General features: G+C 65.7%; 3 protein-coding genes. All 3 read right to left on the reverse strand.

Features of this window, described 5'->3' with window-relative positions; translation table 11 throughout:
- Positions 1-2,402, reverse strand: a 2,402-nt coding sequence (locus tag ACLP9N_RS02455) for an AAA family ATPase (protein WP_442405905.1), incomplete at its 3' end; no start/stop codon positions are given.
- An 86-nt stretch (positions 2,403-2,488) separates the two neighbouring features.
- On the reverse strand, positions 2,489-5,158 hold the full coding sequence (locus ACLP9N_RS02460; RefSeq protein WP_442405906.1) for an ATP-binding protein: 2,670 nt from the start codon (positions 5,156-5,158) through the stop codon (positions 2,489-2,491).
- A partial coding sequence (locus ACLP9N_RS02465; RefSeq protein WP_442405907.1) for an ATP-binding protein occupies positions 5,155-7,687 on the reverse strand: 2,533 nt, incomplete at its 5' end. The genes ACLP9N_RS02460 and ACLP9N_RS02465, both read right to left, overlap by 4 nt.

A 7,687-nucleotide genomic window follows, 5' to 3' on the forward strand; every position in this document is an offset into this window, starting at 1 on the left:
GCCGGATCACCGTCGGCCAGGTCGATGACCCTCTGTGACCACACCAGCACGTCAGACCATTCACCACTTTCGGTCTTGGAGTAGATGGCCGCGTCAGACAGCCCCACCGTCAAAGTCGCATCGCCGACCGACTCGGCGAGGGCCCAGGCTTCCGATGCCAGTTCTGACGCCTCGCGCACACGATCGTGGTACGCGTGATCCATCACCAGCCCTGCCATGGCGATGGCCAGTGACGCATTGTCTCCGGCGGCGGTGCACAACTCCCGCAACTCATCGAAACGGTCACCGGCAACGTTGGCATGGACTCGCCAGGCGGTCCTGCACAACATGCTGCGCGGGGCGATGCGCATGGCTGGCCGGTTGGGGTCATCGGCGGGTAGGGCGTCAGCGATCGTTTGGGCGCGTTCCCAACTCAACCGCGCCGCATCGATGTCGCGGTTGGTGGCCCACCTTGCGGCGCGCATGTGCCAGCCGTAGGCGGCGTGCCCATCACCGGCGGCCTCCAGATGTTCGGCGATCAGGGCGGCGTTCTCCTCCACCGCTGCCTGGTCACCTGATTCGATTGCCGCCGCGACGCGCCGGTGCAGCTCGGCGCGATCCGACTTGAGCTGTGATTCATAGGCCACCGTGCGGATCAGTGGATGGTGGAACACATACGCGGGATCGCCGGTGAACGTGATCTGATCGATCAACTCGCCGCCGACCAGATCGTCCAGGACAGGATCAATGCCCAGTGTTCCCAACAGGTCCCGGCTGAACTTCGAGCCGACGACCGCCGCAGCACTCAATGTGCGCTTGGCCGCCGGGTCAAGGCGGTCGATGCGGGCGGCAATGGTCGCCTGCACGGTGGCGGGCACGCTGACCTCGGCAGCGCCGACCGTCGAAACGTAGCCGCCGCGCTCCCCGTGCAGCACACCGCGCTCGGCCAGTTCGCGCACGATCTCCTGGGCGAAAAACGGGTTACCGGCGGCCCGCTCGGCGATCGTCTGGCCCAGTGCATCAACCGAGGAGTCGGGCCCAAGCAGCTCTGAAACCAGCGCTGCGGTCTCCGGATCACTCAGCGGCGCAAGGGCGATGGTTTGAGCACCGTGCACCCGAGCCAACGCGCCCTCGTACTCGGGTCGGTAGGTGACCAACACCAGTGAGGGAGTCTGCGCGACCACTGTTAGGAACTCGGCGATCATCGACTCGCTGACGTCATCGATCCAATGGGCATCCTCGATGACGTAGAGCGCCGGGCTTTTTCGGGCCAACGACATGGCATTGACCAGGGCGGTCAACCGCCGCCGCCGGGCATCCGGATCGATTCTCGGCAGGGGAACCTCCAGATCGGCGATGCCCAGCAGGTCGTCAAAGAGCAACAGGTCCTCGAGGTCGGCGTCGGGAACCCGGTCGCGCACTCGGTCGCGTGCGGCCTGCCCGCCAAGACCCTCGACGCCGGTGGCGGCGCGCAGCAGCCGCGCAACGGCATGGAAGGGGATCTGGCTGGTGTGCGATTCGCAAAAGGCGGTGAACACCTCGACATCACGGGCAGCTGCCATCGCAGAGACTTCACGCACCAGGCGGCTCTTACCGATGCCAGCTGGCCCGACCACGCCGACCACCGTGCCGTGGCCGTCGATTGCACGGTCCAACAAGTCCGCGACGGCGAACATCTCCCACCGCCGACCCACCAGATTCGACTCAGCGTGCCTGACAGTCCGATCCGCGCGCATGCCCAGCAGGCGGCAAACCGGAACGCCTTCATCAGCACCCTTGATCCGAACGGACTCAGGCTCACCGAGGGCCGCTGCGCCATCAACCAGTCGCGCCGTTGACCCGCTGAGCATCACCCCACCAGGCGGAGCGACCGATTCCATCCGCTGCGCCATCCCCACCTGCTCACCAATGGCGGTGTAACCGAAAGGTCCCGAACCAATTTCACCGGCGATCACCTGACCCGAGTTGAGGCCTACCCGCAGCCCCAGGTCAAGGCCGTCGCGGACATTGACCTCAGTTGCCAACCGTGCGGCTTCATCCTGAATGCCCAGCGCCGCAAGGCAAGCGCGGATTGCGTGGTCCTCCAACGCCACCGGCGCACCGAACAGCGCCATGATCCCATCCCCGGTGAACTTATCCACCGTCCCGCCGAAACGCTGCACCACTGCGGCGCAGCGGTTGACCAGTTCGGCCATGATCTCGCGCAGCCGCTCCGCCCCGACGGCAGCGGCGATGTCCATCGAGTGCACCACATCGGCGAACAGCACCGTCACCTGCTTGTACTCAGCCGATCGGCTGACCTGTGTGACCGGTGCACCGCACTCGTTGCAAAACTTGGAGTTCGGTGGCAGTTCGGCGCCGCACGACCCACACGGCAGCCCTGCCGCCGTCAGTGCACCGCGACCGTCCCCAGTGCTGTCCATGTCAGTATCGTGTCACCGCTGGTCAGCGATGTCCGTCATATCGCCGTGCCATTCCGACACGAAGTTTCGAGACTCTCGTATGTCGTCTATTTCGAGGCAGCCTTCAGCTCGGCTCGGGCCTGGTCGATTTGGTCGTATGCGTAGGTCACCATGGCGGAAGTGGTCATCGTCTCGCCCTTGCGGGCGAGCGATTCGTAGGTCTCGCCGAGGACCTCACGGAGGTGAGCGGTTGCTGCGTAGATCTCAGGGATCGCGGCCAAAGTCATGGGGCTGACGATGGCGAACCCGGCAATCGTGGCAGCTGGCTCACAGCGTCCGAGCCGGTCGAGGAACGCGGCCAGCGCAGCGAGAGGAGGCCGAACGGCGTCGGTATTGCCGGATGCGTCGCAGGTGCGTATTGCGGTGGTGATGTGATCGAGCGCGGTCACCTCGTCCTCGTGTTCGACCTCGACTTGGGCCAGCCTCAGTGCCAGGTGCGATTCGTTCATGCGGTTGCCGCTGTCCTGCGCGACGACAAGCCCACGGCGCAGGGCCGCGAGTGCATTGACGGGATCGGCGTTGAGGAAGGCGAGGCCGTAAGCGAGCAGCGCGTGCGAAATGGCATGGGGATTACGGGTGATCTCGACGGCATCGATGAGACCTGCGGCCTCGGCTCTCGCAGCTTCACGCCAGCCGACCATCGTCAGTGCCATGACCAAGCACGTCTGGGTGAATGCCTGAGTGTCGTGACCCTGACCTAACCGCTCCCGGCACCATTCGATCCACCGCTCTGGCTGACCGATGGCCACATACGCACCGCCAAGCATGGCCTCGGTGTCGAACGGCACGCTACCGCCGCTGCGGACTGCCTCAACACCACCGTCGCTGTAACGGAGGGCCGCGTCGATTCGGCCCCGCATCCAACATTGCGACGCCATCGCATACAGCGCCGCGAGCCGGGGGTGCGCAACGGCACGGGCCGGCTCGATTACTTCTTCCGCCCAGGCCATTGGCTCGTACAGTTCGACCCGGTAGCCCAGAAAGGCCGCATACGTAGCGATGGTGGAAGCGGTGTCGATGTCGTCGTGGTCGATTGCCCACCGGAACGCCACTCGCAGGTTGGCCAGTTCGGCAGTGAACCAGTCGTACGCCTCCCGTTGGCGTGGGCTGTCCCAGATGGCCAAAATGTCTTTTTCCCGATCCGCGAAGTGGCGGGCGTGCGCGGTGCGTACCTCTTCCGCCGCACCGCTCGCCACGAGTTGCTCCTCGGCGAACTGTCGGATCGTCTCCAGCATCGAAAACCGGGTTCGCCCCGCTGACCGGTCAGCGACGAGCAGCGACTTGCGCACCAGCGCGTCGAGTAGATCCAGGGTGGCCAAGTCGTCTGGGGCGTCTGGGGATCCCGCTACCGCGCAGGCGCTTTGGAGGTCGAATCCGCCAGCGAACACCGAACAGCGGTCCAGCAGCGCCTTTTCCGCGTCATCGAGAAGGTCGTAGGACCACGCCACCGCGTGCCGCAGGGTTTGGTGGCGTTCCAGTCCGCGCCGCGAGCCCACCAGCAGCCGCAACCGCTGATCCAGGCGATCACGCACCTCGATCGCGGTCATCGACGCCATCCGCGAGGCCGCCAACTCGATGGCCAATGGAATCCCGTCGAGGCGGCGGCAGATCTCCACCACCGCCGCCGCCTCATTGGGCTCGGCGACCGAGAAGCGTGGCGCAACGCTGCGGGCGCGGTCGACGAACAGGCTCACCGCGGCGGAGTCGATTCCCGCGCCGACGTCCAGCGATGGCACCGGCCAAAGCTGTTCGTCAGCCACCCGCAAGCCTTCCCGGCTGGTGGCCAAGACCTTCACCGTCGCAGAGCGCGCCAGGATCGCCTCGATCAGGTCGGCGGCAGCATCCAGGACGTGTTCGCAATTGTCGAACACCAAAAGCCGCGACCGGCCCTCCAACGCGGCGGCCACACTTTCAGCCACGCTCTTGCCCGGCTGCTGGGTGATGCCCAGCACTGCGGCCACCGCGTCGGGTACTGCTGCCGGATCGGTGACCGCAGCCAGTTCGAAAAGCCAGACGCCGTCGGGGTATTCATCGGCCAGCTGGCCCGCTACCTCCACCGCGAGGCGGGTCTTGCCGACCCCGCCCACCCCGGTCAACGTCACCAATCGATGGGTTCGCACCGCCGCATCAACCTCGGCGACTTCGGATTCCCGCCCGATAAAACTGGTGATCGCGGGTCGCAGGTTCCCCGGACTGACATCAAGCGCCCTCAGCGATGGAAACTCTGTGCGCAGGCCCTGCGCTCGGACCTGAAACACCCCCACCGGCGCTGACACATCACGCAACCGTCGCGGTCCCAGATCGAGAAGATCAACACCGGTGAGCAGCACTGCCGTCGACTCGGCCAAAAGGATCTGACCGCCGTGCCCGGCAGCCATCACCCGCGCCGCACGGTTGAGAACCGTCCCGAAGTAGTCCCCGTCCCGCAGTTCGGCCTCCCCGGTCGCCAGCCCCATCCGCACCGGCAACTCCAGCGCCCGCTGGGCGGCTATGGCGGCATCCAGCGCTGCCCTTGGTGACGAGAATGCCGCGCACACACCATCGCCGGTGTGCTTGAACAGGAAGCCGCCGTGCGCCTCGATCGCCGACTGCAGCACCTCGTCATGGGCGGCCAGGGCCACCCGCATCTCATCCGCGTCCGCCTCCCACCGACGGGTCGAGCCCTCAACATCGGTGAACAGAAACGTCACCACCCCTGAAGGAGCAGCACCCGTCATGGCATCGCCTCGGCCCACGCGATATGCCCTTCAAAGCCAAGCATTTTTGCCATGTCGCGGTAGCGATCCCTAAAGTCCGCGTAGGCCGCGTCATCACGGTGAGCCCGCGCTAGGAGTGCGCGCAGCCGCAGCAGCCAGATCTCGCGTATCACCAGACCATCATCGGCTGGCGCGGACGCTAACCTGGTGATCGCGGCCTCGGCTTCGGCCACGTCACCGTCGGCCCCGCGATCGAGCAGTGTCTCCACCAGAACCCCCGTCGCAGGAATGCCCCACACCAGCTGCTGTCCGTTGCGTAAAAGCTCGTGTAGGGCGACGCGCATGAGGGGGATGGCGTCATCGCGATCTCCACGCCGAGCATTCTCACGCGCCGAGTAGACCTCGATGAGCGGTAGCTCGGCCAGGTTATGTTCCTGGCGTAGGAGCACTTCGCTGATTGCGGTCAAGAGCTTGTTGCCGCGATCGCGCTCGCCAGCCATCTGGCGGTGCACCAGCGCCAGGCCCAACGTCATCCGGGCCCAGACGAACGCGAGATCATCACCGGACCGTTCGGCAATATGTAGGGCATCCTCGGTCTCGCGCACCGCGCGATCGTCGGACCTCAGCACGCCAAACATGATCCCCAAGCCGTAGCTGTAGGTGACGAGCGTGGCGTAGGAGATGGGGTCGGCGCTGCGAGCCATGGCCAATCCGTGGCGCAGGTCGTTGCGCCATCCAGGACGACCCAGACAATAACGGGCGATAGCCCGCGTCGCAAAGGCCAGCGCCAAGGGGGACCCGAAAACCAAGTTGCCTTTGGAGGGGTCTCCGTCGGCCAGGGCGATCACCCGTTGTGACCAGCCCAGCACGTCAGGCCACTCTGCGCCATCTATCTTGGCGTAGATCGCGGTCCAGGACAGCCCCACCGTCAGGGTCGGATCGCCGACCGACTCGATGAGGGCCATGGCTTCCGATGCCAGCTGGGAGGCCTCGCGTACCCGGCCCTGCCACACGCGATCGACCACCAGCCCGGCCGTGGCGATGGCCAGTGACGGCTTGTCCCCGGCGGCAGCGCATAACTGCCGCAATTCATCAAAGCGGGCACCAGCAACACGTTCATGGACGCGGAAGGCGGTCCCGCACAACATGGTGCGAGGGGCAATGCGCATGGCTGCCCGGTCGGGGTCCTCGGCGGGCACTGCGTCGGCGATCTTTACCGCACGCTCCCAACTGAGTCGCGCTGCGGCGATGTCGCGATTGGTCGCCCAGGTTGCGGCGCGCATGTGCCAGCCGTAGGCGGCGTGCAGATCACCGGCGGCCTCCAGATGTTCGGCGATCAGTGCCGCGTTCTGGTCGACGGATTGCGGCTCGCGGGCTTCGATCGCGGCGGCAAGCCGCCGGTGCATCTCGGTGCGATCGGATTTCAGTTGTGATTCGTAGGCCACCGCGCGGATGAGGGGATGGTGGAAGACATACCCGGGTTGTCCGGTGAATCGGATCTGATCGATGAACTCGCCGCCCACCAAGTCCTCAAGGACTGGATCAATTCCCAGCGTTTCCAGCAGGCCCCGGCTGAACCGCGAGCCGATGACAGCCGCAGCGCTCAAGGTGCGCTTGGCCGCCGGGTCAAGCCGATCGATGCGCGCGGCGATGGTCGCCTGCAGCGTGGCAGGGACATTCACCTCAGCAGCCTCTGCCGTCGAGATGTATGCGCCTGTCTCTCCTAGCAACACACCACGCTCGGCCAGTTCGCGCACGATCTCCTCGGCGAAGAACGGGTTACCGGCGGCCCTCTCGGCGATCTTCTGGCCCAGTGCACCATTCGAGGGGTCCGGGCCGAGCAGCTCTGCGATCAGTGCCAGAGTCTCCGGATCACTCAGCGGGGCAAGGGCTATCGTCTGTGTACCGTGCACCCGCGTGAGCGCCCCCTCGTACTCGGGTCGGTAAGTGGCCAACACCAGCGAGGGCGTCTGCGGGACAACGGTCAGGAACTCGGCCAGCATCGACTCGCTGACCTCGTCGATCCAGTGCGCGTCCTCAACGACGTAGACCGCCGGGGTTTCGCGGGCCAATGAGGTGGCATTGACCAACGCTGTCAACCGCCGCCGACGAGCATCGGGGTCAATTGCCGGTAAAGGAGCATTCGGGTCGGCGATGCCCAGCAAGTCATCAAACAGCGTCAAATCCTCGGGGTCTGCGTCCGGAAGCCGGGCGCGCACTCGATCGCGGGCGGCCTGTGCGTCAAGGTCGCCGACACCAAAGGCGGCGCGTAACAGCCGCGCGACGGCATGGAACGCGAGTTGGCTGGTATGCGACTCGCAGAAGGCGGTGAACACCTCAACACCACGGGCGGCTGCCATCGCCGCAACCTCGCGCACTAGACGGCTTTTACCGATGCCCGGGGAGCCCACCACGGTGACCACCGCACCCTGGCCGTTGATGGCACGCTTCAGTAAACCTTCGACAGCAGCCATCTCCCAGTGTCGGCCCACCAGAGCCGCTTCAGCACCTCCGACAGGACGATCCCGGTCTGACACGCCCACCAGCTGC

The organism is Mycobacterium sp., from assembly GCF_052144515.1.
GTDB lineage: Bacteria > Actinomycetota > Actinomycetes > Mycobacteriales > Mycobacteriaceae > Mycobacterium.

Excerpts from the sequence above, each read along its gene's own strand:
- ACLP9N_RS02460 (WP_442405906.1), bottom strand. The coding sequence starts at position 5,158 with ATGACGGGTGCTGCTCCTTCAGGGGTGGTGACGTTTCTGTTCACCGAT.